Source organism: Nocardia implantans, from assembly GCF_035544775.1.
GTDB classification, from domain to species: Bacteria; Actinomycetota; Actinomycetes; order Mycobacteriales; family Mycobacteriaceae; genus Nocardia; species Nocardia implantans.
The window spans coordinates 396,925-423,163 of the sequence record NZ_JAYKYQ010000007.1 but is presented as its reverse complement, the minus strand read 5'-3'; the positions used below and the strand labels follow the sequence as shown (position 1 = coordinate 423,163).

Here is a 26,239-nt window from a genome sequence, read left to right as displayed (position 1 = left end):
GGCGGTGTTGCGGCGGAAGGAGCGGGTGCGCGAGATCATGCACACGTTGCCGCATGCCGCGCAGGTCGCGATCCGGGAATCACTTGCCGACAACGACGATACGCAGGTGATGGCCTACAACAGCGGCAACATGACGACGCTGGGGGATGGCGCGGCACGGTAGCGGGAGCGAACGTGCTGCCGGACCGCGTCCGCCGTCCGGCAGCGCAACAGCGAACTCCGGTCAGATGTCGGCTTCCTCCAGCTTGCGGCGCATCAGCTTGCCGGTGGCGTTGCGCGGCAATTCGTCGACGAACACCACGTCGCGAGGCACCTTGTGGCGGGCCAGGTTCGCTTTGACGTAGTCCTTGATCTCCTGCGGGTCGCGCGTGGCGTTTTCGGCGGGCACGACGAACGCGCGCAACCGTTTACCGAAGTCGCGATCCTCCACGCCGACGACCGCGGCTTCGAGGACGTCGGGACGGTCGGCCAAGAGGTTCTCCACCTCCAGCGGGTAGACGTTCTCGCCACCGGAGACGATCATGTCGTCGTCACGGCCGTCGATGAACAACCGGCCGTCGGCGTCGAAGTGGCCGACGTCGCCGCTGGACAGCAATCCGTCGACCATTTCCTTGTTGCGTCCGTCGGTGTAGCCGGAGAAGCTGAGCCCGCTGGAGACGAAGATCGTGCCCACCTCGCCGGGCGTGGTGATCCTGTTGCGCTGCGCGTCGTAGATCGCGACCCGGCAGCCGACCGGGGGTCTGCCGACGGTGCCCGGCGCCACGCGCATGTCGTGCGGGGTGGCCACGGCGGCGACCGCGACCTCGGTCGAGGCGTAGAGGTTGTACAGCACATCACCGAAGGCGGCGGCCGTGCGCCGGCTCAGGTCCGGCGAGACGGGCGCTCCCGCGGTGAAGATCACCCGCAGTGCGCTCGTGTCGAACTGCTCGAGGACGGCGGGTCCGAGGTCGAGGATGCGCTGCAGCATGGTCGGTACCACCACCAAGGTGGCGGCGCGGTGCTCGGCGACGTTGGCCAGCGTCCGGCGCGGATCGAATCTGCGCTGCTGGAAGACGATCTTGTTGCCCAATGCCCAGCCGAGAGTGAACTGCGACAGGCCGGTGCCGTGGAAGATGGGGGCCGCCATCACGACCGTGTCGTCGCGGGGAAACGGCACTCGGTGCAGGAACTGCGCGGACTGCAAAGGCGAGACCTTCTCGCGCGGGGCGCCTTTGGGAGTGCCGGTTGTTCCGCTGGTCAGAATGACGATGCCGCCGGGGCGTTGCGGTGGCGGCAGCGGCGCGGACGAGTTGGCGGCGATGAGCGAGTCGATCGTCGGTGTGCCCGGCTCGACGGCGTCGCTCTCGTCCACCCAGCTCAGAATGCGCGGCACCCGTCCAGGCACCGCGCCGAGCAGTTCGAGGAATTCGCTGTCGAGCAGGATCGCGCCGACGTTCTCTCTGGCGGCGACCTCGGCGAGCTGCGGCTTGGCGAAGCCGGTGTTCATCAGGACCACGCGGGCGCCCAGTTTCCCGGCGGCCAGCAGGGTCAGGACCATTCCACGGTGGTCGCGGCAGAGTGCGGCGAGCACTGTGCCGGAGCCGATTCCGGCGGCGGCGAGCCCGCGGGTGAGCGCGTTGGACTGCTCGTCGAGCTGATCGAACGTGAGTGTTCCGCGTTCGTCGACGATCGCGGGTGCTGCCCCGTGGGTGCGGGTGGCATGAGCCAGCGTGGTGACGAACGGGCCGTACACGGAGGCTTCACGCATCACGCGAATCGTCTCCGCCGGCCGCGCCGGATCGACCACCCCGCGCCTGGCCAGCACGGCGGCCGCCGAGACCAGGTCGGCCACCGACCGCAGCGCCACGAGGGGGGAGCGCAACGTCATGGTCATCCAACACCTCCAGTGAGCCGATCGGCGATCGAACCCAGCCGCCGAGCCGCCCCGTCGATGCGGCTCTCCGGCGATGAAGCCTACCTCGAGAGAAGAATCATCATTCACATAAATGCCGATTCGACCCGCTGGAGCGAGGGGGTGGGCGATTGCCGCCGCGGAGGCTTGATGAGAGGATAAAGTGAATTCTCTATCAACATATCGTTGGAGCTGGGCATGTCCGAATCCGAACCGGCAGCGCGGCTGTCGAGCACTCCTGCGTGGCCGCGCGACTCCGACCTGCTCGGCCGCAGCGATGCTCGGCACCTGTCCGCAGGGCATCTGCGGGCGGCGTGCGCCCCGGAAGCCGATATGCAGACCGCCTCCAGTCGTGTGAACCGCGCGGTCTCGGTCGGCGGTCCCGGATCGTTGCTGCGGAAGTACCTCGGCGACCGGCGATTCGCGCTGGCGCTTCCCCGGGCGGTGGCCCTGCAGATACTGCATCCCGCGATCGCGGCGGCGCTCACCGAGCATGTGACCTACCGGCTGTGGTTGCACAAGCGCCGCACCGTCAACGCGATGGTGCAGATCGCCTATTCCGACCGGGATCTGCGCTCACTGATCCACGCGGGGCACGCCCACGTGCAGGGTGGTGACGATTCGGGCGCCCGCTATCACGCGCTTCGGCCGGACGTGTTCTTCTTCCAGCATGCGACGTATGTCGACACGCTCTTCTTCGCGATCAACACATTCATTCGCCCGCTGACGCCGGAAGAGAGCGACCGGCTCTATCGCGAATGCGTCGAATGGTATGGCCGGTACGGCATTTCGGCCCGGTACATGCCGCGCACACTGCCGCAGTTCCGTGACTACCTCGAGGATGCCTGTGCGACCACGCTGCGCACGAGTCCGGCCGCGGCGCAGCTTGCGCCGCAGGTGCTGCGGCCGGACGCGTGGATACCACGGGCGCTGCCGGACTCGGTGGTGCGCGCTATCCAACACCCGCGAGCGCGGGATCTCCTCGGTGTGCCGCCTCGTCGCGGTGACCGGTCCGCGTTGCGCCTGTACGCGCTGGCGTCGAGAGCTGCGGGGTCCGTCGCGCCACGTCGCGTGAAGTACCTCCACCCTGCTCGCACGGCTGGCATCGGCGCGTCATGGGGAGCGGGCCAGGGGGGCGATTGACACCGTGCCCTGCCGAAAGTACCTTTGCGATCAAATATAAATACGTTTGAGTGCAAAGATACTTTCCGTTGTTCTCCGTGGCCCGCGCGGGGTTCGGCGAATCAGTTCTCTCAGGAGCAGATCATGTCGGATGAGACGCACGACGCCGCGCATGTGGCGCGCTGGATCCGCGACTTCGCGCACCCGCTTGTGCAGGTCGAGGCCGATGGATCACTCGCCGACCTCGCGGCGTTGGCCGACCGGGCCGACGGCGCTGTAGTCGTCGGAGTCGGCACAACCACCCGAGCGGGGCACGAACTCTCCGTAACCGCACACCGCATCCTGCGGTTGTTCGTGGAAAAGCTGGGGTTCCGGGCGCTCGCCTTGCTCGATGACGAATCGGTGGTGGCGGCCATGGACGCATACGCGCGCACGGGCGCCGGGGACGCGCGGGCGATCCTGGGTCAGGCGTGGGTGCCGTGGCGTACGGCTGAGACGCTCGCGGTTCTGCGGTGGGCGCGGGAATTCAACGCGGCGCATCCGCACGACCCGGTGCGCCTGGTCGGCCTGGCTGCCGAGACCGCCAAACCGTCGCACTACGAGCGGGTGACTCGCTTCGTGGAACGTGCCGCACCGCAACGGCTCGCGGAGCTGAGATCGCATTACGATCCGATCGTGACGGCCCATCGGCTGGGCGAGCACATCCAGCGCGCGAACGGCACCCACCCGGGGCGCCCGTTCGCCGACCATGCCGAAGACGCGTTGGCGCTGGTCGCGTCGCTGCCCGCTGCCGCCGACGCGCCCGAAGTCCTGGACGCGGCTCGCCTCATCGTGCGATACCACGACAACAGCACCGCCTCGGGCCGGCGTGACTTCGCCGCCGAATCGCTCGATGCCGCTCGCCGCATCGTGGACTGGCACGATCGCACGGGGCACCGGATCGTGTACTGGGAAGGCGTGTCCAACACCGCCGTCGCGCGAGAACTCACCGTCGCCGCTATGTCACAACGGTTTCCGAGTACGGGCTCGGTGCTGCGTGACCACTTCGGAAGCGGATATCTCTCGGTCGCGCTCACCTTCCATCATGGCAATGTCCGTGCCGACCTGGCCGTGCCCGCCCCGGCGGCGGGCTTCGCCGACGCCGTGCTCGATCAGCCCGAACTCGGCGACTACCTGCTCGATCTCCGGACCGCACCCGCGGGCGCGGTCCGGAGCTGGCTGCATCGGCCCGCCAGGCTCCGCCTCGTCATCGGCACCTACCGTCCCGAGCGCGACACCGACCACCACATCGCCGGCGCGGGCCTGGGTGACTGGTTCGACGTGCTCCTGCACATCCGGACCATCACCCCCACCCGCTCGCTTGCCGGACCGTGACCCGCCTACGTTGCGGGGCGTCGACGGAGTGCGCGCCCGGCCGGCGCACAGCGCCTCCCGCCGGTTCGGCGGGAGGGCCGCAGGCGGTCAGGAGCCGCGGCCGGTGCGTCGCTGGAGTTCATCGATCAGCTGTGACGCCTCCGCCTTGGTCAGTCCCTCCGGCACCTGCGCACCCGCTTCCTGGGCCAGGGTGTGTAGGTAGGAGTCCTGCGGGCCGGTCATCGGCTCGTCGCCGGTGGTCCACTCGTCCGGATCCTTCTCCGGCTTCGGCTGCACCATCGTCGCTCCTCACACTCGACAGAACAGATGTTCGACTCCCGCCTACCCGGATCGTGGAGCGTCAATCAGCGGTGCGGAGAATCCGGCCGCCCGTCACCGGACCGTCGGTTCCTCCGGCCTCGCCACGGCGTCGGGCGCGGCCGTCCCGCGCCATCCCCCGATCAGCCGCATCGCGTGGTAGATCAGCAGCGCGGCGACGGCGCCGAGGGTGATCCCGCCGAAGTCGAGATCTCCCATCACCCATGTGAAGTCGGCGATGCCGATGACCAGCGGGACGGCCGCGGTGAACTGGTTGATCGGCTTGCCGAAGTCCACCCGATTGCTCACCCAGATGTGCACGCCGAGAATTCCGACCAGGCCGTAGAGCGCGGTCGTCACGCCACCCAGCACCCCGGCCGGGATGGCGGCGATCACCGCTCCCACCTTCGGCGACAGGCTCAACGCGACGGCCGCGGCCCCCGCGACCCAGTACGCCGCGGTGGAGTACACCTTGGTCGCGGCCATCACGCCGATGTTCTCCGCATACGTAGTGGTCGCCGAGCCGCCGCCGCTACCGGCGAGCACCGTGGCCAGACCGTCGGCCGCCAGCGCGCGGCCCATGCGCCGGTCGTAGTCGATGCCGGTCATCGTGGTGATCGACTTGACGTGCCCGATGTTCTCGACCACCAGCACCAGGACCACCGGCAGGAACATCGGGATCACCGCGAGATGGAAGCTCGGGGCGTGGAAGTCGGGCAATCCCACCCAGGCCGCCCGCCCGATCGCCGCGGTGTCGACCTCGCCGCGCGCGAGCGCGAGCAGATAGCCGAGCACGACACTGGTGACGATCGCCAACCGGCCGAGCAGCCCGCGCAAGAGCACCAGACACAGAATCATCGAGACGAGCACGACCGTCGCGGTGATCGCGTCCTGCTCGAAATTCGTCTTGGCGGTCGGCGCCAGATTGAGGCCGATCAGTGCGACGATGGCGCCGGTGACCACCGGGGGCATCAGCGCTTCGATCCAACGCGCGCCGGCGAAGTGCACCACCACGCCGATGACGATCAGCAGGGCGCCCACCACGACGATCCCGCCGAGGGCGGCGCCCATTCCGCCGGACGCGCCGGCCGCGAGGACCGGAGCGATGATCGCGAAGCTGGAACCCAGATAGCTCGGCAGCCGGTTACGGGTGATCACGAGGAACAACAGGGTGCCGACCCCGGAGAACAGCAGCGTCGTCGACGGCGGGAACCCGGTGAGCACCGGAACGAGGAAGGTGGCGCCGAACATCGCCACCACGTGCTGCACTCCGATCCCGATCGTGCGGGGCCAGGTCAATCGCTCGTCGGGCGCGATCACAGCGCCGGTGGCGACCGGAGTCCACCGGAACATCGATCCCGTCCGCGATTCGGGGGTCGTCATGGGAGCAGTCTGCGGCATCGGGGGTCGGCCAGTTGTGTGGGCCGCGGTCGTCGCGGTCCTGGTTTCGCCGCCGGAGCCGAACGAGTCGACGCCCGCGGCGTGTTCCGCCGCGGGCACCGCGCCGCCCGGCAGTCGGCGCGGTGCCGGGACGCTCACCGTTCCCGCGGAACACGGGTGACGGAGAGATCCGCCGTCGGCGGCGATACGTGCCGGACGACGGAAGCCGGTCGATCGTCACCGGTCGGCCGTACGGCCCTCGTTGCCGACGATGGTGTTGCGCAAGATGCCGAGCCGTTCGACCTCCACCTCGACCGTGTCGCCGGGCTGCAACAGCCAGGCGGGGGTGCGGGCGTAGCCGACGCCCGACGGCGTTCCGGTAGCCAGCAGATCGCCCGGTCGCAGGGTGAAGGTGCGGGAAATATGGGCGAGCGTGTCCCCGACGGTGTAGACCATCTCGTCGGTATGGGCGTCCTGGACGGTTTCGCCGTTCACCCGGGTGGTGATGTGCAAGCCGTCGCGCAGATCGCCCACTTCGGCGGCGGGGACGAGGGGGCCGAGCGGGCCGGATCGGTCGGCGTTCTTGCCCAGGATCCACTGCGAGGTGAGTTTCTGCGCACGGCGCGCGGTGACATCGTTGAACGTGGAGTAGCCGACGACCGCGGCGAGGGCCTGCTCGGGTGTGGCGTCGGCCAGCCGACTGCCGACCCAGGCCATCACCTCGCCTTCCCAGTCGAGACCGGCCTCGTCGGCGGGCACGGGAATCTCGTCGCCGTCGACGGTCAGTGACGCGGGCCAGCGGGCGAACAGCGTCGGGTACTCGGGGAGGGGCTCGGCGCGGAAACTGCCCTCGGCGACGTGTTTCAGGTAGTTGAGGCCGATGCAGACGACACGCGCGTCGGGCAGAACCGGCGGCACCAGGGTCACCTGATCACGCGCGATGACTTCGGTGCCGCCGCGTGCCATGAAGCCCGCGGCATCCGCCCAGAACTCGGTCAGACCGGCGACCACCGTGACGAACTCGCCGTCGGCGGACAGGTCGGCCACCTCGATGTTGCTGGTGCCCTGGCGTTTGATCCCGACGAGTCTCATGTCCACTTGCTCCTGTATGCCGCAAAAACAACTAAACCCTTTTAAACCTTCGTAGGTTTATGGTTCTATGGTGACTATGCCCGAACGGTCACCGCGGAAGCAAGGGGTGCACGCCGCCCCGTCGAAAGTCTTCGAGTCGCGTGCCGGAGCGTTCGCCCAGCGCACGCGCGCCGAGCAGCTGGCCGCCGCGTTGGACGAGCGCATCCGCAGCGGCGGACTGGCGCCGGGGGAGCCGATCGGCACGCTGGAATCGCTGCGTGCCGAAACCGGCTTCGCGTACTCGACGGTCAGCGAGGCGGTCCGGTTGCTGCGGGATCGCGGGGTGCTCGAGATCCGCCCCGGCCGCAACGGTGGCCTGTTCGTCGCCGATATCGGCCCCGTCGTGCGGATGCGCCGCACGCTGCTCGACGTCACCGACGAGCCGTCGGCGATCGCCGACGCCATCGAGCTGCGGGATCACCTCGAGGTGCTGATCGATGTCGCGGCCGCGCGGCATCGCACCGCGCGAGATGTCGCCGAACTGGAAGAGCGTCTCGGCGCGCTGGAGATCGCGCCGACGTGGGACGACTTCGTGCACGCGAACTGGGCCCTGCACGAGCGCATCGCGGCGATCTGTCCGAACGAGATGGCGCGCGCGGTCTACGTCGGCACGCTCGGCCACCTGAACACGACTTCACCGCGCATCGAAGACCGTGATGCCGACTCCTACCGGCGCCAGCGGTACCAGATCCATGTCGATCTGGTCGCCGCCATTGCCTCGGGCGACGAACCCGCCGTGCGCGAGGTCGTCACCCGGCACAACGACACCACCGTGTGAGAGGAACCCGCGATGGCCGGAGAATTCCGCCGCTACCTGTTCGACCACGATCATCCGCGCCTGGCCGACGTGCGCGGCATGGACGCCTACACCTACCGCAAGGCCGCCAGGCAGCAGGGAACCTTCACCGGTGATCTGGTGGCGGGCTGGACGCCGTTGTATCTCAACGAGTTCCGCGGCGTCACCGAGGACGGGAACCTGCGCGCGGACGTCCATCGATTCCAGCCGCCGCGGCCGGGCGAGGAAGCGCCCGTCGCGGCGATGGTGACCGCGGCGCAGGCCCTGCTCGCCGCGCTCGACGACGACGCACGCGAGCGCATCCGCTATCCGGTCGACGCGCCGGAGTGGCAGACCTGGGCGAATCCGGAGTTCATGCAGTTCGACACCGGGTTGCGCCTGGAGTTCCAGCCCGTGGACGTGCAGCAGAAGGCTTTGGCGTTGATGCGTGCGTCGTTGAGCCCGGAAGGCTACGAACTGGCGCACAACATGATGCTGATCAACGGCTTCCTCGGTGAAGTCGTCGGGTTGGAGAGCATCCTCAACGAGTTCAGCTACAACGTGGCCATCTACGGCACCCCGCATCCGGTCCAGCCGTGGGGTTGGCAGATCTTCGGACACCACATGGCGGTGAACTGCCTGGTGGTCGGCGGTCGCATGGTCATCGGCCCTGCCTTCCTCGGCGCCGAGCCGAACGAGATCGATGCGGGCGAGCATGCCGGGGTGGAAGCGTTCAACCCGCGGATCGAGCTCGGTGTGCGGTTGATGGCCGCGCTCTCGCCGGAACAGCGGGCCGCCGCCACGGTCTTCGAGCAGATGGTCGATCCCGCGATGCCGCCCGGCCGGGTCCATCCCGGCGACGAGCGTCACCTCGCCGGCGCCTTCCAGGACAACCGGCAGATCCCGTTCGAGGGCGTGCGCGTCGCCGAATTGTCCTCGCAGGCGCAGGAGCTGGTGTTCGCGATCGTCGAGCAGTTCGTCGGCCTGCTGCCGGAGGGCCCGCGGGCGGCGAGGATGCGCGAGGTCCGCGACTTCCTGTCCGAGACCTGGTTCTGCTGGATCGGCGGTCACCAGCCGGGTGACGTCTTCTACTACCGCATCCAGTCGCCGGTGATCATCGCCGAACTCGACCACCACTGCGGAGTGTTCCTCGACTACGACACCCCGAAGCCTTTCCACGTCCACACCGTCCTGCGTATCCCGCACGGCAACGACTACGGTCGGGCCTACCTACGGCAGTGGCAGCAGGAACACCCGTGACGCGGAACCACCCTGCGGTGGCGGGCGAGGTCGCCCGTCACCACATCGCCGAACTGCTGCACCGTTACGTCGACATCGCCGACCGCAAGGACGTCGAGGCGGCGGTCGAGTTGCTCGGATCGGCGCGCGTGCGGTTCCCTGCGGGCGGCTACGACGCACCGGCGGATGCGCGCGAGTTCTTCACGAACCTGTGGGCGCTCCCATCGGCGCACCGGCATGATGTCACCAACCTGCGGGTGTCGCCGGTCGAGCAGCACCGGTGGCGCGCGCACGCTCACTACACGCGGTGGATCTTCGAGCCGGAACCTGTCTTGCACACCCTGGGTGAGTACACGCTGGTGGTGGACTCCGGAGACTGGACCTTCACCGAACTGACCGTGACCAGGACGTGGACGAGGGGCTGAGGCGATGGCGGACATCGGCCGCGCCACGGTGATCCTCGATGCCATCGCCGAGGGGCGCGGTCCGCTCACCCTGACCGAACTGGCCGGTCGCACCGGCTTGCCCCGGTCGACGGTCCATCGGATCGTGCAGGCCCTCGAACGCGAGTTGTACGTCGTGCGGGTCGCCGATCGTCACGGCTACAGCCTCGGACCGGGTCTGCTCAAATTCGGCATGAACGCGCACCTGCGACTGCTGTCGGGCAATCGGCCCCGGTTGGCGCGGCTGGCCAGGGAGATCAACGAGAACGTCGAGCTCGCCGTGTTCAGCGGCCGCGAGGTCGTCGTGGTCGATCAATTGGCGTCACCGGATCGCCTCCGTGGCGTCACGAAGGTGGGCAAGAGTTTCTCCCTGCACGCGAGCTGTCTCGGCATGGCTCTGCTGGCGCACCTGCCCGACGAGCGGGTCCGCGACCTGCTGTCCGCGCCGCTGACCCGGTTCACGGCGAAGACCGTGACCGACCGTGCGCGCATCATGGAGCGTCTGGAGCAGGTCCGTCGGTCGCATATCGCGATCGATCAGGAAGAGCACGACCTCGGTATCTGCGCGGTCGCGACGGGCTTCCTCGGCCCGACCGGTGCGCTGCAAGCGGTTTCCGTCGTCATGCCCACAGCTCGCTTCACCGAGAAACGGGACCATGCGATCGAGGCTCTCGGCCGGGTCAATCCCGCGGTGGTCGCGTCCGGGACGACGCCGTGGCGCTGATCCTTCCTCTCGTCGCCGCGACTGCGAACGCCCGGAACCGGCGATCGGGGGCACTCCCGGATCGCCGGCTCTGAATCTCACGGACCAACTCAGGCCGTTGCCGCCGATACCGTCGGCACCGCCAGCGGATCGTCGCCGGCCCGGCCGAATCGCCCGCGTGCGGTGCGGTCCGCGAGGTAGAGGCCCACCACCGCGATCAGGCATACCGCCGCCGACGCGGCGAACAGGGAGAAGACGCCGTGGGCTCCGCCCGCCGCGATCGCGCTGCCGCCGACCACCGGCCCGAGAAACGCGCCGACGAACGACGTGCTGTTGGACCAGCCCAGTGCGGTGGCGCGGACGGGGAGCGGGAAGATGTCCGCGGTAGTGGTGTGGACCAGATTCATCGTCGAGTGGCCGCCGATGCCCATCAACGCCACGCACCCGATCGTGGTCACCGTGGACAGCGGCAAGACCAGGATGCCCACCAGCCCGCTCACCGTGCAGGCGCTGGTGAGGATGCCGATCAGCGCCGCGCCACGGCGGTCGGCGGCCAGCGCCGTGCCGAACGAGCCCGCCACCGCCGCTCCGGTCAGCGTGAACGTGATGAGCAACGCCACCGAGAGGGAGTAACCGAGGTCGACCATGGCTTGGGTCGCCCACACGTTGAGACCCTGCCAGGCCACCATGTTCGCGACCGCGCACCCGGCGATGATCGCGGTGGCCACCGCGCCGCGCCCGGCGAACATGACGCGCAGTTTGCGCCGGGTCGACCAGAGCCGGCCCGCCACTTCCTGCGGGGTGTCGGTCGGGATCGTCATGGCCGCGACGGCGATCATGATGGCCAGCGCGGTGCCGGCCCCGACGAAGAACATCGGGCGCCAGCCGTAGGCGGGCAGGATCGGGATGGCCAGCAGCGCCGCCGCGACGCCGCCGAGCGGGATGCCGGCCATCGTGATCGTGACGACCACCGACGCGTGCTTCGCGGCGGAGCTGTTGCGGGCCGCCGTCATGGCGGTGGTCAGCGACCCGCCGACGCCGAAACCGGTGACGAACCGCGCGAACGCGAGCACGACCACGTTCAGCGCCGATCCGGTCAGGAGCGCGCCCAGGGCGAACAGACCGATCGCGATCAGCAGCACCCGCTTGCGGCCGACCCGATCGGCCACCCAAGGAGCCGTCACCGATCCGAGGATCGCTCCGATGTAGACGAGGCCGCCGACCAAGCCGGTCGCCTGGTCGGTCAGCCCCAGCGTGGTGTCTTCCAACAGCAGCGGAACCACCGAGCCGTACACGATGAGATTGAAGCCCTCGATCACGGTGATGAACATGCACAGGACGATGACCCAGGGATGCGATCGGGTTTCCGGAGTTGCAGGGGTCCCGGGCGAAGTGGTCAGTTGCATAGCAGTCTCCAGTCTGGCGAGCGGCGCGAACCGGCTCGGCGAGTGACGCACGACATACTGGACGGACGACTGTGACCTGGGTAACCCGCCAGTCCCGGATTCCGGGACACCAACCGCGCCGCCGGGACCCGCCGTCGCGATCCGACGTTCTGTCCCGGAATACGGGACGCAGGCCGTGACCGGCGGCACACCGGCTCGCATCCTTCTAATCACTCGCGCGCAGCAGCCTTTGATCACGAGCCAGAACGGACCTGCCATGAACACCAGTCCCGCCACCCCGCTTCGGACGACCGCCGAAGTGCTGATCGTCGGATTCGGCCCAGTGGGAAAGCTGCTGGCCGTCAAGCTGGGCAGGCAAGGCCACACCGTCGTGGTGGTCGACCGCAACGAGGCGGGTTATCCGCTGCCCCGCGCGGTGACCCACTGCTCGGACGTCGCCCGGATCCTGCAATCCGTCGGTCTCGCTCCCGACACCATCCCGCACATCACCGAGCCCTACGACGACATGTACTGCTGGCGCAACGGCGACGGGCAGACGCTGGTCGAGGTCGACTGGAGCGGACGCGGGGAATCCGGCTGGTACAACACGTATTTCTTCAACCAGCCCGACCTGGAGGACGCCTTCGACCGGATCATCGCGGGCCTGGAGACCGTGCGGGTGCTGCGCGGCTGGGAGGCGATCGCGCTGTCGCAGCGGTCCGACGATGCCACCGTGGTCATTCGTTGCGGCGCGACCGGAGAACAGCGGTCGGTGACGGCGGACTGGGTCATCGGCGCCGACGGCGCCAACAGCAGGATCCGCGGCTGGGCGGGCATGGATTGGCACGACGACGGTTACTTCTTCGACTGGCTGGTCGTGGACGTGAAGCCACGGCCGGGATCGGAGTTCCCGCACGTGGCCAGGCAGAGTTGCGATGTGCGGCGACCCTCGACCATGGTGCCCGGTGGTCCTGGACGCAGGCGCTGGGAGTTCATGCGGCTGCCATACGAGACGCCCGCCGAGCTCAACCGCGCCGAGAAGGCGTGGGAACTGCTGGCCCCGTACGGCCTCACGCCGGGCAACGCGGACCTCGAACGGCATTCGGTGTACACATTCCAGTCCTGCTGGGCCACCGAGTGGCGCAAAGGGCGGGTCGTGCTCGCCGGTGACGCCGCGCATCTCATGCCGCCGTTCGCGGGGCAGGGCCTCGGCGCCGGTCTGCGCGACGCCATGAACCTGGCGTGGAAGCTCGACGCGGTCCTGCGAGGCGCGGCCGACGAGAGTCTCATCGACACCTACGGCAGCGAACGCATCCATCACGCTGTGGCGTTCGTGCGATTCTCGACCTCGCTGGGGCAGGTCATCTGCATCACCGATCCGGCGGAGGCGGCGGCCCGCGATGCCCGGATGATCGCGGAATGGGAAGCAAGCCGGAAACCGCCCGCGCCGCCGCGGCCCGGCCTCGGCGACGGCCTGCACGTCGGCGCGACCGGCGGAATGCTCGCGCGCCAAGGGCGGGTCCGCGTCGGCGGCGATGACGTGGTGCTCTTCGACGACGCGCTCGGCGGCCCCGGCGCGGTGATCACCCGTACGGCGGACGCCCTCACGGCGATCCCGGCCGCCGCGCGGGCGTCGCTGCGCGCTCTGGGCGTGAACCTGGTCGCGTTGTCCGGCCCCGCGGGCGCTTGCGCCGTCGTCGACGATGTCGACGGCACCTACCGCGCCTGGTTCGACGAACTCGGCGCGGACACGGTCCTCATCCGCCCCGACTTCCATCTCTACGGGTCGAGCAGCGCCGCGGGCACCGCCGACCTCGTCGACGGGTTCCTGTCCCGGATCGGTTGTCGCGCACGGACTTCCGTGTGATCGTCAGCCGCGGGGATCACTCGTCTCGGTCGCCGGAATCGCGCGTGGCGCCGGCGACGTGCCCTGGTTCGAGGTCGAGGACTCGTCCCGGATCTACGCCCGCCACCTCGGCACGGCGCCGGTCCGACCCGGCCGGTCTCGGTGACTGCCCCAGAGCCGTCAGGTCCGTGCGGCGTCGGACGATTCGGCGGTGCCGTTGCCGAGCAAGGTGAAGCCGGTGCCGCTGAGCAGGTGTTCGTCGAGCAGGTTGCGGGTGTCGACGATCACGGCCCGGTCGACGTCGGTGGCGAGTTTCGCCCAGTCCAGCGAACGGAATTCGGGCCATTCGGTGAGGATCACCAGCGCGCCCGCGTCTTTCGCCACCAGATACGGGTCGTCCACCACGCGGATGCCGTCGAGGCCGGGGGTGCCAGGTGGGACACACGGGTCGTAGGCGGTGACCGTGGCGTCGTGCCGGGACAGTTGCCGCGCGACCGCGACGGCGGGGGAGTCGCGCAGGTCGCCGGTGCCGGCTTTGAACGCCAAGCCGAGCACGCCGATCCGGGTTCCGGCCAGCGAGCCGTCGACCGCGTCGGTGACCGCGCGGCGGATCTTGCGCAGCATCATCGCCTGTTGCCGATCGTTGGCCTGCAGAGCGTCCCTGAGCACGGCGAAGTCCACGCCCCACGCTTCCGCGGCACGCAACAGCGCACGGGTGTCCTTCGGCAGGCACGAGCCGCCCCAGCCGGGGCCCGGCGCGAGGAAGGCGGGGCCGATCCGGTCGTCCATGCCCATCGCGCCGGTGACCTCGGAGATGTCGGCGCCGACCCGTTCGCACAGTTCGGCCAGCGTGTTGACGAACGAGAGCTTGACCGCGAGAAACGCGTTGCTGGCGTACTTGGCCAGCTCGGCGCTGGCCGCGTCGGAGCGCAGCACCGGTGCGCCCGTTCCGGCGTAGAGCGCCGCGACACGGTCGGCCGATTCGCGATTCCGCTCGGTCGTACCGAGCACGATCCGATCCGGGCGCAGGAAGTCCTCGACCGCGTGGCCTTCCCGGAGAAACTCGGGATTGCTGACCACCGCCGTGCCCGCGAGGCCGGACAGGGCGGGAATGCGCGCCGCCGTTCCCACCGGGACGGTGGATTTGGTGACGAGCACGCAGTCCGGCGACAGGACGGTGGCCAGCCGCTTCAGCGCGTCCTCCAGCACACCGAGGTCGGCCGTACCTCCGCTGCCCATGGGCGTGGGAAGACACAGCAGCACCACTTCGCATTCGTGCAGCGCCGCCGGGTCCGAGGTGAAGACGAGTCGATTCTCCTGCAGCCCTTCGCGAACCAGCTCCGGCAAGCCGGGTTCGACGATCGCCACCGACCCCGCGCGCAGCGCCGCGACCTTGGCCTCGTCGTTGTCGACGCAGATCACGTGGTGTCCCAGGTGGGCCAGGCACGCGGCGCTGGTGAGCCCCACGTAACCGGCGCCGACCACACCGACGCGACTACCCATGGCGGACCCGCTGTCCGAGCAACCCGGCCGCGACGGTGAGCACGTGTTCGGGCCGCACCATCAGCAGGCCGGGATCGGGATGATCGGCGTGCGGATCGCCGACGGTTCCGGCCCACAGGGCGATGTGGTGTTCGGCGTCCGCCGGCGGCCCCCACCGCTGCGGCGGCGTCGGCCCGAACAGCACCACCGACGGGGTGCCGAACGCGGTGGCGAGATGCCCGACGCCGGTGTCGCCGCACACGACCAGCGCCGCGTCGGCGACCAGCGCGGCGAGTTCGGTCAGATCGGTGCGCCCGGCGTACACCGCCGTTGGCGCGAGCCCGGCCTTCTCGGCCACCGCGTTCGCCAAGCGCACTTCGTCCCGGCTCCCGGTGACCACGACGCGATGACCTTCGGCGCAGAGCTCACGCGCCACCCGCGCGAAACGTTCGGACGGCCAGCGACGCGCGGGATAGGCCGCGCCGGGATGGATCACGACCGCGTTCGACTCGGGGGAGGGCCGCAGGGGAGCCGGTAGCAGCAGCGCGGTGGGATCGGCGTCGATCCCGCCGTATTCCAGCAGCCGGCACCAGCGCTCCACTTCGTGCACGTCGTCGCGCCAGCCGGGGCCGGGCAGGTCGGGGAAGTCCGGATGGCGATGGGTCAGGAATGCGTCCGGACGCGCCGTCAGCAGATCACGGATGCTCTCCGGCCCTTTGCCGTGCAGATTGACCGCGAATCTCGGTGGGACCCCGAGCCATCGGAGCGCACCGAGCCCGGCGGTCGGCAGGAGTTCGTCGACTGCATCGATCAGGTCGACGATGTCACGCAGCGCTTGCGGCGCGGCGAGGACCACCCGGTCGTCGGGGTAGGCGTTCCTGATCCCGCGTAAGGCGGGCACGACGGTCAGCAGGTCGCCCAGCCCCAGCGCGCGCAGCACCAGGATCGTGCGCCTCAGGGCCACGATCCCTCTTCCGATGCGCACACGACCATCTCCCTGACCTCGCAGCCCGGCGGCTGCCGGAGCGCGAAGATCACCGCCTCGGCGACGTCCTGAGGCTGGTTGAGTTTCGCGTCGGGCGGCGGCTTGTACTGCTCGTCGCGGTCGTCGAAGAACGCCGTGTGCATGCCGCCCGGAATCAGCAGGGTCACCCCCACGCTGCCCGCCGTCTCGGCGGCCAGCGCCCTGGTGAAGCCCACGACGCCGAATTTCGACGCGCAGTAGGCGGTCGCGTGCCCGACCGCCTTGATGCCCAGGGTGGAAGCGCACGTCACCACCGTGCCCTTGGTCTCCCGCAGGGCCGGAAGGGCGGCACGGATGACGGCGGCGGTGCCGAACAGGTTGACCTGGACGACGTATTCCCACTTCTTCGTCGGCACTACGTCCAGCGGCCCGCACGCGTCGGTCCCCGCCGCGGTGAACACGCCGTCGATCCGGCCGCCCGTGCGCTCGATGATCTCGTGCACGGCTTGTTCGGCGGCGACGGTATCGGCGAGATCGGCACGCACGAAATCGACGGGGCTCTGCGGCTCCACCCGGTCGATCACGTAGGGGCGGCCCCCGTGTGCGCGGACGGCGGCGGTGACGGCCGCGCCGAGCCCGGAAGCGCCGCCGGTGATCAGGACATTGCCGAGGGTGCGCATCGTGCTCCTTACGTTCTCGGGTCGCCCGCGCCTGCCCGGCTCGCGGCGACCAGTTGTGTTGTCGAGTAACCGGGAACAGTGGGAATCAGCGCGATCTCGCCGCCGTAACCGCGAACGACCGCGGCCTCGGGCAGATCGACGCCGGAGTAATCGCCGCCCTTGACCCAGACATCGGGGCGAAGGCGGTCCAGCAACGCGCTCGGCGACGGCTCGTCGAAGACGACGACGGCGTCCACCGAAGACAATTCGGCCAGCAGCCGGGCACGGTCGCGCGCCGTGACGATCGGACGGTGCGGCCCTTTCAGGCGCCGCACCGACGCATCGGAATTGAGGCAGACCACCAAGGCGTCACCCATGGCGCGCGCTTGGCGCAGCAAACTCACGTGGCCGGGGTGCAGCAGGTCGAAACAGCCGCCGGTGGCGACCAGCCTGCCGCCGCGCGCCCTGATCCGCGCCGCCACCTCGAATGCCGACTCGTTCGGCTCGGTCGCGCCCGTCGTGGCGACGGCCGCGCTGTCGCACGTGGACAACGTGGCCGCGCCGCCCGCCGCGACGAACCTGGCCGCCGCGTCGACGGCGTGCGACACGGCGTCGGCCACCGTGCAGCCGTCGAAGAGCGCGGCGGTCGCGGCCGAGGCGAATCGGTCACCAGCTCCGCAGGTGTCGGTGCCGGAATGGCCGGCGAGACGAACTCCGGCGGGGACCGGAACGACGGTGAGCCGCTTCCCGTTGGCCAGGACAGCACCACCCGGACCGGTGGTGACCGCGACGGAATCCGCTGCCCACTCGTCCCGGAGCACCTTCGCCAGCTCGTCGGGCTCGACGTATCCCGGAGCGAACTGCCGCGCCTCCTTCAGGTTCGGCGAGACCAGCTGCGTCCCGGGTGTCGGCGCGGGGCCACGCGGATGCGGATCCCACACCACCGGTACGGACCGGGCAAGTTCGGTCAGCAGGCTCCTGATCCGCGGGTGCGCGGCGACACCTCGGCCGTAGTCCGCGACGAGAATCGCGCCCGCCGCCCGCAGTGTCCTGGTGACCGAAGCGCTCAGCGAGCCGCCGTCGGCGGTGCCGTCGCCGGTGTCCAGTCGCAGCAGCGACTGCCCTGCGGCGCGCACCCGCGTCTTGCGTATCGTCTTGCCGCGCAACGTGATCGGAACGACTCGGACATGCTGCTCGAGGAGTCTGGTGAGGGTGCGGCCGTCGTGGTCGTCGGCGGTCGCCGTGATGAGCGAGACCTCGGCGACCGACTGCGCGGCCAGCGCGGCGGCCAATCCGGCGCCGCCGGGGCGCGTCCACTGGCGTTCCACGTCGACCACGGGCACGGGCGCTTCGGGCGACAACCGCTCGGCGACCCCTTCGATGTCGACGTCCAGCATGCTGTCGCCGATCACGACCAACGGTTTCATGTCGGTACCCCCAGTGCGTCGTCCAGGGCCGAGCACAGGGCGTGCACCAGGACCAGATGCACTTCCTGCACAGTGGCCGTGGTGGGCGCGTCGACGGCAAGGGCGTCGTCGCACAGTGCGGCGAGCGGATTGGGCGCGGGCCCGGTCATGGCCCATGTGGTGACACCGATGTCGTGCGCGGCTTTCGCCGCGGCCACCACGTTCTGGCTGGTGCCGCTGGTGGACAGCAAGATCAGGATGTCGTCGGGTCTGCCGTGCGCGCGGACCTGCCGGGCGAACAGTTCGGTTTCGCCGTAGTCGTTGACGATCGCGGTGCCGGCCGAGGTGTCGGCGTGCAGGGCGATCGCCGAGAACGGACGGCGCTCGTGGCGGAAGCGGCCGACCAGTTCACCGGTCAGGTGCTGGGCTTCGGCGGCGCTGCCGCCGTTGCCGCAGGCGAGCAGTCGCCCGCCGTTGTCGAGCACGACCGCCAGATGCCGTCCCCATCTGCGGATATCGGGTGCGAAGCAGCTGGTGCGGTCCAGCGCCGCATGCAACGCCGCGAAATGCTCCTCGATCACCGCGCACCTCCTGTCCGCGGACGCGCAGCTCTGCCCGCACCCAGTTCTTCGGCTACCGTGACGACCTGCTCGGGGGCGATCGAGTCGAGGCACGGGTGGCCCGCCACCGGGCAGATCCTGGCTCTGCTGCCGCGGCACGGCGCGCGTTGGTCACCGAGCATGGCCACCGGCACGCCGTAGGGCGCCCACCGTTCGGCGGGCACGACCGGCGCGAACAGCGAGACCACGGGGGTCCCGACGGCCGCGGCCAGATGCGCAGGGCCCGTGTTGGGCGCCACCACGACGCTCGCGTCGCGCAGCACCGCGGCCAGCTCGGGCAAGGTGGTCGCTCCGCCGAGATCGAGGCCGTGCCTGCCCGCGACCGCGCCGGTGAGCGGCCGGTCGGAGGGTGCGCCGGTCACGATCACCCGATGACCGGCGCCGGTCAGCGCGGCGACGATGGCCGCCGACCGGGACGATGAGGGCTGCCGCGCAGGCACCGACGCGGCGGGATGCACGACCACGTAACCCGGTTCGCCGGTGAGCCCGCCGACTTTCGGCAACGGCTGCCGGACGGCGAGTTTCCCGTCGTCACCGGGCGGCAGCCGGAAACCGGCCGCTGCGGCCAGCGACAGCGCGCGTTCGGCTTCGGGCGGATCGCCCTCGACGTGATGGCGCAGATCCAGCAACGAACCGGGGTAGTCCTCCGAGATCGCCCCGATCCACGGAACACCGGCCATCCGCAGCAACAGCGCCAGCGGCAGTGGGGACTGGTGGAAAGACGTGAGAATCAACGCAACGTCCACCTCGAGCGCGCGGATCCGCTCGACGAAAGCGTCGATGCCCGCCGGCGTGACCGCGGGCGGCTCCAGATCGATCCACGGCGCGCGCCAGGTCACCACCTGGTCGACACCGGGCAAGAGCTCCGCGGCGGCCCGGCCGCGCGGGCCGGCCAGCAGCGTCACCGAATCGGCGTGTGCCGCCACCGCTCGCACGCACGGCCCCGCCAGCAGCACATCGCCGAAATTGTCCATGCGCGCCACCAGCGCCCGGCCGGTCACGGCACACCCGCCATCGCCAGCCGGACGGCTTCGGTCAGATCCCGCGCCACGGTCGCTTCGCGACGGGCGTGCCGCACCTCGTCGGGAAGGGTTCGCGCCGTCGGCACCAGGATCGCGCGTGCGCCCGCGGACTGCGCGGCGGCGACGTCGGCGCCGGTGTCGCCGATGACCACGCACCTGCCGATGTCGACGCCGAGATCCGCCGCGGCCTGCCGGATCAGGCCCGGCTCGGGTTTGCGGCACCCGCAGCCGTCGCCTTCGCCGTGCACACATACCTGCCACGTCCCGAACGGCCCGAGCACCTCATCGACCCGGGAGTTCACCGCCGCCAGCTGTTCGCGGCTGATCAACCCGCGCGCCACGCCGGACTGGTTGCTCACGACGCCGACCTGGATGCCTGCCGCGCGGACTCTGCGCAGCGCCTCGACGGCTCCGGGCACCGGCCGGACCTCGGTGGGGTCGGCGAGGTAAGGGACGTCGACGATGAGGGTGTCGTCGCGGTCGAACAGCAATGCCAGGGGCGAGGCGTGGGTCGCGTCGCGGTGGCGCAGCTCGCCGCGCAGCCGGTGCCAGCATGCCGCCGGTGGTATCAGCGCGCTGCTCAGTGTCATTCGGCCGATCTCGGCGGCCGTGCGAGGGCCGGGTGCGATGCGGCGCGCGGCGAAGTCACCGGTCAGCGCCAGCCACACCGCCGCGGCCGCGAGAGCAGGGCGTTCGCGGCCCGCGAGGCCCAGCGCCATGGCCCCGGCGCCTGCGGCCGTGGTGAGCGCGTGGCGGCGCAGGAGCCCGGCCTCTTCGCCGATCCGGGCCCGCCATCGAGCGCCGTACTTCCGGCGCAGCAAGGCGTTGTCGGCGTTGCCGCGTTGTGCTCGGACACTGGCCATGGGGCCCGATTCGCGCAGTGGGTGACGAGTGACGCGCCGGCCCTCGGCGATGGCGTAGCCCGCCAGACAGACCCGCAGCGCCAGATCGGCGTCCTCACGGAAGGCGCGCGGGAATCGTTCGTCGAAGCCGCCGACCGCGACCAGCGCTGACCTGCGGTAGGCCATGTCCGCCGTGATCCAGCGCGCCGTGGCCAGCCGTGCGATCCCGCGCTCCGCGTCGGTCGGCCTGCGGTGCTTCGGCAGCGGAACCTCGATGCGGGCCGTGGAAGCCGCCGTGTCGTCGTCGAGACCGTGCAGATCCTCGGCCAAGCGGGCAGGCCAATCCGGCGCGGTGAGCACGTCGTCGTCCAGGAAAGCGATCCAGGTGCCGGACGCGTGCCGCCATCCCGCGTTCCTGGCCGCGGCGGGTCCGCGTCCACCCGAGCGGATGACCTGAACCGATGGCGCCGTCGCGGGCAGCGGGAGGTCCCCCTCGCGGGGCCGGTCGTCCACCACGATGATCTCCCGTGGCTTCGGACCCGACGCGGTGGCCAGCGACGCGAGCAGCACGCGAAGACTTTCCCGGCCCATGGTCGGGATCACGATGCTGTAGTCCACGGTGTGGCCGTTCATGGGCGGCGGACCACGAACGACCCGATGGCGAGCAGATCGATGGGCGCCGAACCGAAGCATTCGAGGGCGTCGCGCGGGGAATCGACCATCGGCCTGCCCGCCGTGTTCAGGCTCGTGTTGATCACCACCGGCAGACCCGTGCGCCGCTCGAACTCCGCCAGCATCCGCGCCAGGACCGGCTTGTCCGCGGGATCGACGGTCTGCACCCGCGCCGTGCCGTCCACATGGGTCACGGCCGGAATCCGCTCCCGCCACCGCGGCGCGACGTCGTGCACGAACAGCATGTACGGGCTGGGCAGCGGTCCGCGGGTGAAGATCTCGGACGCCCGGTCGGCGAGCACCATCGGTGCCAGGGGCCGGAACTGCTCGCGCCCTTTCACGTCGTTGAGGCGTTCGAGATTCTCCGATCGGCCCGGATGCGCCAGCAGTGAACGGTGACCGAGTGCGCGCGGGCCGAATTCGGCCCGGCCCTGGAACCAGGCGACGACCTGATCTTGCGCGAGCGCCTGCGCTACTTCCGCCGCGATGTCGTCGGATTTGGTGTAGCGGACCTCGGCCGTGCGGAGAACGGTTTCCAGTTCCGCGTCCGTCCACTCGCGTCCGAGGTCGGCCCCCGGCATCGGGGTCACGCGCTCCCCGAATTCCGCCGCCAATTGCAGCGCGGCGCCCAGCGCGGTGCCTGCGTCGCCCGCCGCGGGTTGCACCCAGATCCGTTCGTAGGGGCCTTCGGCGTGCAGACGACTGTTGGCCACGCAGTTCAGCGCGATACCACCGGCCAGGGTCAGGGTTCGCTGCCCGGTCTGGCGATGCAGCCAGGAGGTCAACTCCAGCAGTACGTCCTCGAGTCGTCGCTGGACGCTCGCGGCGAGGTCGGCGTGATCGCGACCGAACTCGCCGTCGGTGACCGCGGGCGCGAAGTCCGGCCAGCGCACGGGCTCGGTGCGGAAACCGCCGTCGCCGGTGGCGTACACCAGTTCGCGGAACCGATCGAGGAACCGGGGCGTTCCGTAGGAGGCCAGTGCCATGACCTTGTATTCGTCGCTGGATCTGGTGAATCCCAGATGCGCGGTGAGATCCTCGTACATCAATCCGAGCGAGTGCGGCAGCTGCTGCGCCGCCAGCTCGACGAACTTGCCGTCTCGGTATTCTCCGGCCAGATAGGACTGGCTCTCCCCGCGTCCGTCGGCCACCAGCACCGCCGAGTCGCCGGAGGGGGCCGCCAGAGCCGCGGACGCGGCATGCGCCAAGTGATGCCGCACGAAACGCACGATCGTGGGATCGAGTCCGGGCAACGCGGCCGCGAGGAAAGCCGGCGCTCGGAACGCGTAGTCCGTTCTGGTCGCCTCGCTTTTGCGATCCAGACCGCCGAGCGAATGGTCGACCAGTCGCGGGTCGTAGGAGTAGCCGACGGCGTCGAGCTGATCGGGACGCAACCCCGCTCGCTCCAGACACCAGGCGGCCGCCTGTTCGGGCAGTTCCCACGCGGAGAACGGAACCGGGCGCTTGCCGTGCTTGCGACGGGTGAACCGCTCTTCCTCGGCGGCCGCGACGATCTCGCCGTCCACGATCAGAGCCGCAGCAGGATCATGAAAAATCGCGTTGATTCCGAGAATGCGCACCGGGCCGCCTTTCTGTTCGAGACTTCGAGACGCGCGGGACCTGTCGGTTCGCCCGCTGGCATACAAGGGGGGCGCTACCCGCTGAAGTCACGACTAAACCGCTTCGCCGTCCGGCCCCGGTCAGCGCACGGATTCTTCGGCCGGCTCGGTCGTTCGACCGGCGAACCAATCGATCGTGCGCCGCAGGCCCTCCTCCCTGTCGACCAACGGCCACCAGCCCAACGCACGCCGGGCCAGCGAGATGTCCGGGCAGCGCCGCTGCGGATCATCGATGGCGCCGTCGACATACGTCACGATGGAACGGCTGCCGATCGCCGCCCGGATCTCCTCGGCGAGGCGGCGCACGGAGGTCTCGTGCGGATTGCCGATGTTGACCGGGCCCGGATGGTCGGTCGAGGCCAGCGCGAGCAGGCCGCGCACCGTGTCGTCGACATAGCACAGTGAGCGGGTCTGCTCGCCGGTGCCCGCGACGGTGAGCGGCGCGTCCGACAACGCCTGGGCGATGAAGGTGGGCACCATCCGGCCGTCGTCGGTACGCATGCGGGGGCCGTAGGTGTTGAAGATCCGGGCGATTCCCGTATTCACCCCGCGTTCCCGGCGGAAGGCCATCGTGAAGGCCTCGGCGTACCGCTTCGCCTCGTCGTAGACGCTGCGCGGGCCGACCGGATTGACGTGACCCCAGTAATGCTCGGGCTGCGGGTGGACAGCGGGGTCGCCGTAGACCTCACTCGTCGACGCGAGCACGAAACGAGCCCGATTCCGCTCGGCCGCGTCGATGGCGTTGGCGGTGCCGAGAGCGCCCGCCCGCAATGTCTCGATCGGCAGGCGCAGGTAGTCCGGCGGCGATGCGGCCGAGGCGAGATGGAAGACGACGTCGAAAACGCCCATCGCGGGCAATGGCTCGGTGACATCGTGCTGAACGAGTTCGAATCCGGGGCGGTCCAGCAGCCGGGCGACATTGTCCGGTGTGGACGTGGCGAAGTTGTCGAGCGCGACCACCGTGGTGCCCGCGTCGAGCAACTGCTCGCACAGGTGTGATCCGACGAATCCGCAGCCGCCGGTGACCAACGCACGTTCGCGGGGTTCGGACATGACGCCGCCTATCCTTGACCGCTCGCGCGCACACCGTGGTCAGTCGACGGCGCCTCGGGAGGAAGCTCCGCGACGTCGACCGCACCGCCATCGGTGGGCCCGCTCCCGCGGCGGGCGCCGGATGCGATCACCCGGTGGTAGGCGTGGAGGGTCTCCGTGGCGATCCGGTCCCATGAATAACGCGCTTCGACGCGCTCGCGCCCGGCGCGGCCGCAGCGCTCCCTGAGCCCGGGCGTGGTCAGCAGATCGCCTACCGCGTCGGCCAGTTCCGCCGGCTCGCGCGCAGGGACCAACCTGCCGGTCACACCGTCGACGACGGTATCGATGAGACCACCCACCGCGGTGGCCACCACGGGAATGCCGCATGCCATCGCTTCCAGCGGCGTCATCCCGAACGGTTCGTACCACGGTGTGCACACCGCGACGTCCGCCGATCTCAGCAGCGGAGCTATCCGGGTCCGCGGCACCCGCCCCAGCATGTGCACCCGGTCGCGCACGCCCAGCTCCTCCGCCAGCGTCAGCAGCCGCTTGCCCTCCGGGTCGTCGGCGAGTTCGGCGTCGTCCGGGCCGCCGACCAGCACCAGCTCGGTGTCGCGCAGGCTGGTGAGCGCGGTGATCGCGGTGTCGAAACCTTTTCGCGGCACCAATCTTCCGACGCTGATCATCCGGTGCTCGGCCGACTTCGGTTCCGCCGGTCCGTCGGGTGTGAACTGCGCGAGATCCACGCCGCACGGGATCACCGAGGTCCTGGACCGGGGCACGCCGAACCTGGCGAGTTCGAACACCTCGTCGGTGCAGGTGGCGATGATGCGGTCGGTTTGTTCGGCGATCAGCCGCTCCAGGCGCACCCGGTCGGCCGGACTGGTGTCGTCGGCGCCTTGGTGGCGGCGCTTCACCACGCCCAGCGCGTGAAATGTCTGGACCACGGGAACGCCGGTGGGGCGTGCCCCCGACAAGGCCGCGAGCCCGGACATCCAGAAATGCGCGTGCACCACATCCGGCCGGACGTCGCGCCACTGCTCGCGCAGGAAGACACCGAATTCGACCATATGCGGCAGCAACTCGTCCTTCGGCAGCACACGAGCGGGACCGGCCGGAACGTGAACCACGCGGTAACCCTGTTCGGCGGTGACCGTGTCCGGCGCGTCGGCGTCCTCCCTGCGCGTGTAGACGGTGACCTCGTGCCCCTGCCCGCACAGGGCCGCGGACAGCTCGGCGACATGCACGTTCTGCCCGCCGGCATCGACCCCGCCCAGCACGGCGAGCGGGCTGGCGTGTTCGGACACCATCGCGATCTTCATGATTCCGCCTTCTCTCTCCGGGACACTGCCTTCATTCGGTGACCTCGGCGAGCAGGGCATCCCACCGGCGCAGGAAGACCCCGAGGCCGTAGTGCTCCAGCGCGAACTGCCGTCCCGACTTGCCCGCGAGCGCCGCGAGATCGGGTTCGTGGAGGAATTCGTGGAACTTCGCGGTGAGCGCCGCGACGTCGGTGGAGATCGCACCGGCTTCCGGCGGCACGGCCATGACGGCCTCGGTGGTGGCGATGGCCACCACCGGCATGGCCAAGTGCATGGCTTCCAGCAGGGACAATCCGAGCGAGGTCCAGCGCGCGGTGTGCAGATACACCCTTCTGCGCGCCATTTCCGGATGCAACGCCGACTGCCGCAGATCCCCGACGCCGCGGATCGGGTGGCCGGTGGATCTGTCGGCCGTGTAATCGGCCGCGCCGATGCCGTACAGGTCGATCGGTCCCGCCATCGCGAAGTCCGGCAGCAGATCGCTTCCGGTGATCCGCCCGCGCCGCGTCGGTTCGTTGATCAGCGCCACGCCATGGGGCAGTTCACCGGTGTAGAGCGCGCCGGGGTCGACGATTCCGTGCGGCACCACCCGGGTGGGCGCGCGTCCGTTGTCCCACATCAAGTTATTGAAGTGGGTGACGTGCACGAGCGGGATGTCGGCGCGATCGGACAGGGGATGGCTGGTGGTGGCCGCGCTGGGACGCGGGGCGTTGTGCTCGACGTAGACGGCGGGAATATCGGCCCCGGGGCGACGACCGAGCCAGCGTCCGGTGAGATCGATTTCCTCCGGGCGCTGCAGCACGACCACGTCCGGCTCGGTTTCGCGCAAGCGATCCGCGGGCACTTCCGCCGCCGAAGGCCAGTCGCGACCGCACCGTCCACGGCCCCACGGTCCGCCGCCTGCCAGCACGGGCAGCAGATAACGGTGCCGCCCTTGGACGAACGACGTCGTCCATGAGCCGTGCACGTGCCACAGCAGCACCGTGAGCCGCTCGGTCTTTTCGGCCATGCCG

General features: G+C 69.9%; 23 protein-coding genes. 7 read left to right on the top strand and 16 right to left on the bottom strand.

Going from position 1 to position 26,239, the window contains the following annotated elements; genetic code table 11:
- Positions 1-223 precede the first annotated feature (223 nt).
- Entirely contained in the window at positions 224-1,873 is a 1,650-nt protein-coding gene (locus tag U3653_RS19475) for an acyl-CoA synthetase (protein WP_323124287.1), read from the bottom strand.
- 216 nt (positions 1,874-2,089) lie between these two features.
- On the opposite strand from U3653_RS19475, the gene U3653_RS19470 reads away from it, so the two are divergent.
- The gene (locus U3653_RS19470) at positions 2,090-3,034 is read left to right on the top strand and encodes an oxygenase MpaB family protein (protein WP_323124286.1); all 945 of its coding nucleotides are present in this window, start codon (positions 2,090-2,092) and stop codon (positions 3,032-3,034) included.
- A gap of 123 nt (positions 3,035-3,157) precedes the next feature.
- Positions 3,158-4,387, top strand: coding sequence for an erythromycin esterase family protein (locus U3653_RS19465; protein WP_195081060.1), 1,230 nt, complete (start codon positions 3,158-3,160; stop codon positions 4,385-4,387).
- Positions 4,388-4,474: 87 nt separating this feature from the next.
- Here the strand turns inward: U3653_RS19465 and U3653_RS19460 are convergent, their stop codons facing one another.
- The 3 genes from U3653_RS19460 to U3653_RS19450 all read right to left on the bottom strand — a co-directional run bounded on the left by U3653_RS19460 (position 4,475) and on the right by U3653_RS19450 (position 7,156).
- A complete protein-coding gene (locus tag U3653_RS19460) occupies positions 4,475-4,666 on the bottom strand; it encodes a DUF3072 domain-containing protein (RefSeq protein WP_195081061.1) in 192 nt (63 codons plus the stop codon).
- Positions 4,667-4,759: 93 nt separating this feature from the next.
- Positions 4,760-6,067 carry a uracil-xanthine permease family protein gene (locus U3653_RS19455; protein WP_397070671.1) on the bottom strand — a complete coding sequence of 436 codons (1,308 nt, stop codon included), beginning with the start codon at positions 6,065-6,067 and terminating at the stop codon, positions 4,760-4,762.
- Between the two features lie 234 nt (positions 6,068-6,301).
- A complete protein-coding gene (locus U3653_RS19450) occupies positions 6,302-7,156 on the bottom strand; it encodes a fumarylacetoacetate hydrolase family protein (protein WP_195081062.1) in 855 nt (284 codons plus the stop codon).
- Between the two features lie 76 nt (positions 7,157-7,232).
- On the opposite strand from U3653_RS19450, the gene U3653_RS19445 reads away from it, so the two are divergent.
- The 4 genes from U3653_RS19445 to U3653_RS19430 are packed head-to-tail and all read left to right on the top strand — an operon-like array spanning position 7,233 to position 10,376.
- Positions 7,233-7,973, top strand: a complete 741-nt coding sequence (locus tag U3653_RS19445) for a FadR/GntR family transcriptional regulator (RefSeq protein ID WP_195081403.1) — start codon at positions 7,233-7,235, stop codon at positions 7,971-7,973.
- Between the two features lie 12 nt (positions 7,974-7,985).
- Positions 7,986-9,230 (top strand): DUF3500 domain-containing protein, encoded by a 1,245-nt coding sequence (locus U3653_RS19440; protein ID WP_195081063.1) that lies wholly within the window; start codon positions 7,986-7,988, stop codon positions 9,228-9,230.
- The gene (locus U3653_RS19435; protein WP_323124285.1) at positions 9,227-9,634 is read left to right on the top strand and encodes a nuclear transport factor 2 family protein; all 408 of its coding nucleotides are present in this window, start codon (positions 9,227-9,229) and stop codon (positions 9,632-9,634) included. The genes U3653_RS19440 and U3653_RS19435 overlap by 4 nt, the downstream gene beginning before the upstream one ends.
- Before the next feature lie 4 nt (positions 9,635-9,638).
- On the top strand, positions 9,639-10,376 hold the full coding sequence (locus U3653_RS19430) for an IclR family transcriptional regulator (RefSeq protein ID WP_195081064.1): 738 nt from the start codon (positions 9,639-9,641) through the stop codon (positions 10,374-10,376).
- An 89-nt stretch (positions 10,377-10,465) separates the two neighbouring features.
- On the opposite strand, the gene U3653_RS19425 is transcribed toward U3653_RS19430, so the two are convergent.
- Positions 10,466-11,686, bottom strand: coding sequence for an MFS transporter (locus tag U3653_RS19425; RefSeq protein WP_195081065.1), 1,221 nt, complete (start codon positions 11,684-11,686; stop codon positions 10,466-10,468).
- 331 nt (positions 11,687-12,017) lie between these two features.
- Here U3653_RS19425 and mhpA point away from each other — a divergent pair, with 331 nt between their 5' ends.
- A complete protein-coding gene (gene mhpA, locus U3653_RS19420) occupies positions 12,018-13,607 on the top strand; it encodes a bifunctional 3-(3-hydroxy-phenyl)propionate/3-hydroxycinnamic acid hydroxylase MhpA (protein ID WP_195081066.1) in 1,590 nt (529 codons plus the stop codon).
- 159 nt (positions 13,608-13,766) lie between these two features.
- Here the strand turns inward: mhpA and U3653_RS19415 are convergent, their stop codons facing one another.
- The 11 genes from U3653_RS19415 to U3653_RS19365 all read right to left on the bottom strand — a co-directional run bounded on the left by U3653_RS19415 (position 13,767) and on the right by U3653_RS19365 (position 26,235).
- The gene (locus U3653_RS19415; protein ID WP_195081067.1) at positions 13,767-15,089 is read right to left on the bottom strand and encodes a UDP-glucose dehydrogenase family protein; all 1,323 of its coding nucleotides are present in this window, start codon (positions 15,087-15,089) and stop codon (positions 13,767-13,769) included.
- Entirely contained in the window at positions 15,082-16,032 is a 951-nt protein-coding gene (locus U3653_RS19410; RefSeq protein WP_195081068.1) for a glycosyltransferase family 9 protein, read from the bottom strand. The genes U3653_RS19415 and U3653_RS19410 overlap by 8 nt, the downstream gene beginning before the upstream one ends.
- Positions 16,023-16,712: an SDR family oxidoreductase gene (locus tag U3653_RS19405; RefSeq protein ID WP_195081069.1), complete on the bottom strand. Its 690-nt coding sequence runs from the start codon at positions 16,710-16,712 to the stop codon at positions 16,023-16,025. The genes U3653_RS19410 and U3653_RS19405 overlap by 10 nt, the downstream gene beginning before the upstream one ends.
- Before the next feature lie 8 nt (positions 16,713-16,720).
- A complete protein-coding gene (gene rfaE2 / locus U3653_RS19400) occupies positions 16,721-18,118 on the bottom strand; it encodes a D-glycero-beta-D-manno-heptose 1-phosphate adenylyltransferase (RefSeq protein WP_195081070.1) in 1,398 nt (465 codons plus the stop codon).
- A complete protein-coding gene (locus tag U3653_RS19395; protein WP_195081071.1) occupies positions 18,115-18,678 on the bottom strand; it encodes a D-sedoheptulose-7-phosphate isomerase in 564 nt (187 codons plus the stop codon). The genes rfaE2 and U3653_RS19395 overlap by 4 nt, the downstream gene beginning before the upstream one ends.
- Positions 18,675-19,718: a glycosyltransferase family 9 protein gene (locus U3653_RS19390; RefSeq protein WP_195081072.1), complete on the bottom strand. Its 1,044-nt coding sequence runs from the start codon at positions 19,716-19,718 to the stop codon at positions 18,675-18,677. The genes U3653_RS19395 and U3653_RS19390 overlap by 4 nt, the downstream gene beginning before the upstream one ends.
- Positions 19,715-21,214 (bottom strand): HAD-IIIA family hydrolase, encoded by a 1,500-nt coding sequence (locus U3653_RS19385; RefSeq protein ID WP_195081073.1) that lies wholly within the window; start codon positions 21,212-21,214, stop codon positions 19,715-19,717. The genes U3653_RS19390 and U3653_RS19385 overlap by 4 nt, the downstream gene beginning before the upstream one ends.
- Entirely contained in the window at positions 21,211-22,833 is a 1,623-nt protein-coding gene (locus U3653_RS19380) for a carbamoyltransferase family protein (protein WP_195081074.1), read from the bottom strand. The genes U3653_RS19385 and U3653_RS19380 overlap by 4 nt, the downstream gene beginning before the upstream one ends.
- Positions 22,834-22,953: 120 nt before the next feature.
- Positions 22,954-23,925, bottom strand: a complete 972-nt coding sequence (locus U3653_RS19375; protein ID WP_195081075.1) for an NAD-dependent epimerase/dehydratase family protein — start codon at positions 23,923-23,925, stop codon at positions 22,954-22,956.
- A gap of 8 nt (positions 23,926-23,933) precedes the next feature.
- On the bottom strand, positions 23,934-25,226 hold the full coding sequence (locus U3653_RS19370; protein ID WP_195081076.1) for a glycosyltransferase: 1,293 nt from the start codon (positions 25,224-25,226) through the stop codon (positions 23,934-23,936).
- 31 nt (positions 25,227-25,257) lie between these two features.
- Positions 25,258-26,235 carry a glycosyltransferase gene (locus U3653_RS19365; RefSeq protein WP_195081077.1) on the bottom strand — a complete coding sequence of 326 codons (978 nt, stop codon included), beginning with the start codon at positions 26,233-26,235 and terminating at the stop codon, positions 25,258-25,260.
- Positions 26,236-26,239: the final 4 nt, after the last annotated feature.

Excerpts from the sequence above, each read along its gene's own strand:
- U3653_RS19425 (WP_195081065.1), bottom strand. The coding sequence starts at position 11,686 with ATGTTCATCACCGTGATCGAGGGCTTCAATCTCATCGTGTACGGCTCG.
- U3653_RS19365 (WP_195081077.1), bottom strand. The coding sequence starts at position 26,235 with ATGGCCGAAAAGACCGAGCGGCTCACGGTGCTGCTGTGGCACGTGCAC.
- U3653_RS19375 (WP_195081075.1), bottom strand. The coding sequence starts at position 23,925 with ATGTCCGAACCCCGCGAACGTGCGTTGGTCACCGGCGGCTGCGGATTC.
- U3653_RS19370 (WP_195081076.1), bottom strand. The coding sequence starts at position 25,226 with ATGAAGATCGCGATGGTGTCCGAACACGCCAGCCCGCTCGCCGTGCTG.
- U3653_RS19385 (WP_195081073.1), bottom strand. The coding sequence starts at position 21,214 with ATGAACGGCCACACCGTGGACTACAGCATCGTGATCCCGACCATGGGC.
- U3653_RS19405 (WP_195081069.1), bottom strand. The coding sequence starts at position 16,712 with ATGCGCACCCTCGGCAATGTCCTGATCACCGGCGGCGCTTCCGGGCTC.
- U3653_RS19415 (WP_195081067.1), bottom strand. The coding sequence starts at position 15,089 with ATGGGTAGTCGCGTCGGTGTGGTCGGCGCCGGTTACGTGGGGCTCACC.
- U3653_RS19470 (WP_323124286.1), top strand. The coding sequence starts at position 2,090 with ATGTCCGAATCCGAACCGGCAGCGCGGCTGTCGAGCACTCCTGCGTGG.
- U3653_RS19440 (WP_195081063.1), top strand. The coding sequence starts at position 7,986 with ATGGCCGGAGAATTCCGCCGCTACCTGTTCGACCACGATCATCCGCGC.
- U3653_RS19450 (WP_195081062.1), bottom strand. The coding sequence starts at position 7,156 with ATGAGACTCGTCGGGATCAAACGCCAGGGCACCAGCAACATCGAGGTG.
- rfaE2 (WP_195081070.1), bottom strand. The coding sequence starts at position 18,118 with ATGAAACCGTTGGTCGTGATCGGCGACAGCATGCTGGACGTCGACATC.
- U3653_RS19475 (WP_323124287.1), bottom strand. The coding sequence starts at position 1,873 with ATGACCATGACGTTGCGCTCCCCCCTCGTGGCGCTGCGGTCGGTGGCC.
- mhpA (WP_195081066.1), top strand. The coding sequence starts at position 12,018 with ATGAACACCAGTCCCGCCACCCCGCTTCGGACGACCGCCGAAGTGCTG.
- U3653_RS19445 (WP_195081403.1), top strand. The coding sequence starts at position 7,233 with ATGCCCGAACGGTCACCGCGGAAGCAAGGGGTGCACGCCGCCCCGTCG.
- U3653_RS19465 (WP_195081060.1), top strand. The coding sequence starts at position 3,158 with ATGTCGGATGAGACGCACGACGCCGCGCATGTGGCGCGCTGGATCCGC.
- U3653_RS19455 (WP_397070671.1), bottom strand. The coding sequence starts at position 6,067 with ATGACGACCCCCGAATCGCGGACGGGATCGATGTTCCGGTGGACTCCG.
- U3653_RS19460 (WP_195081061.1), bottom strand. The coding sequence starts at position 4,666 with ATGGTGCAGCCGAAGCCGGAGAAGGATCCGGACGAGTGGACCACCGGC.
- U3653_RS19430 (WP_195081064.1), top strand. The coding sequence starts at position 9,639 with ATGGCGGACATCGGCCGCGCCACGGTGATCCTCGATGCCATCGCCGAG.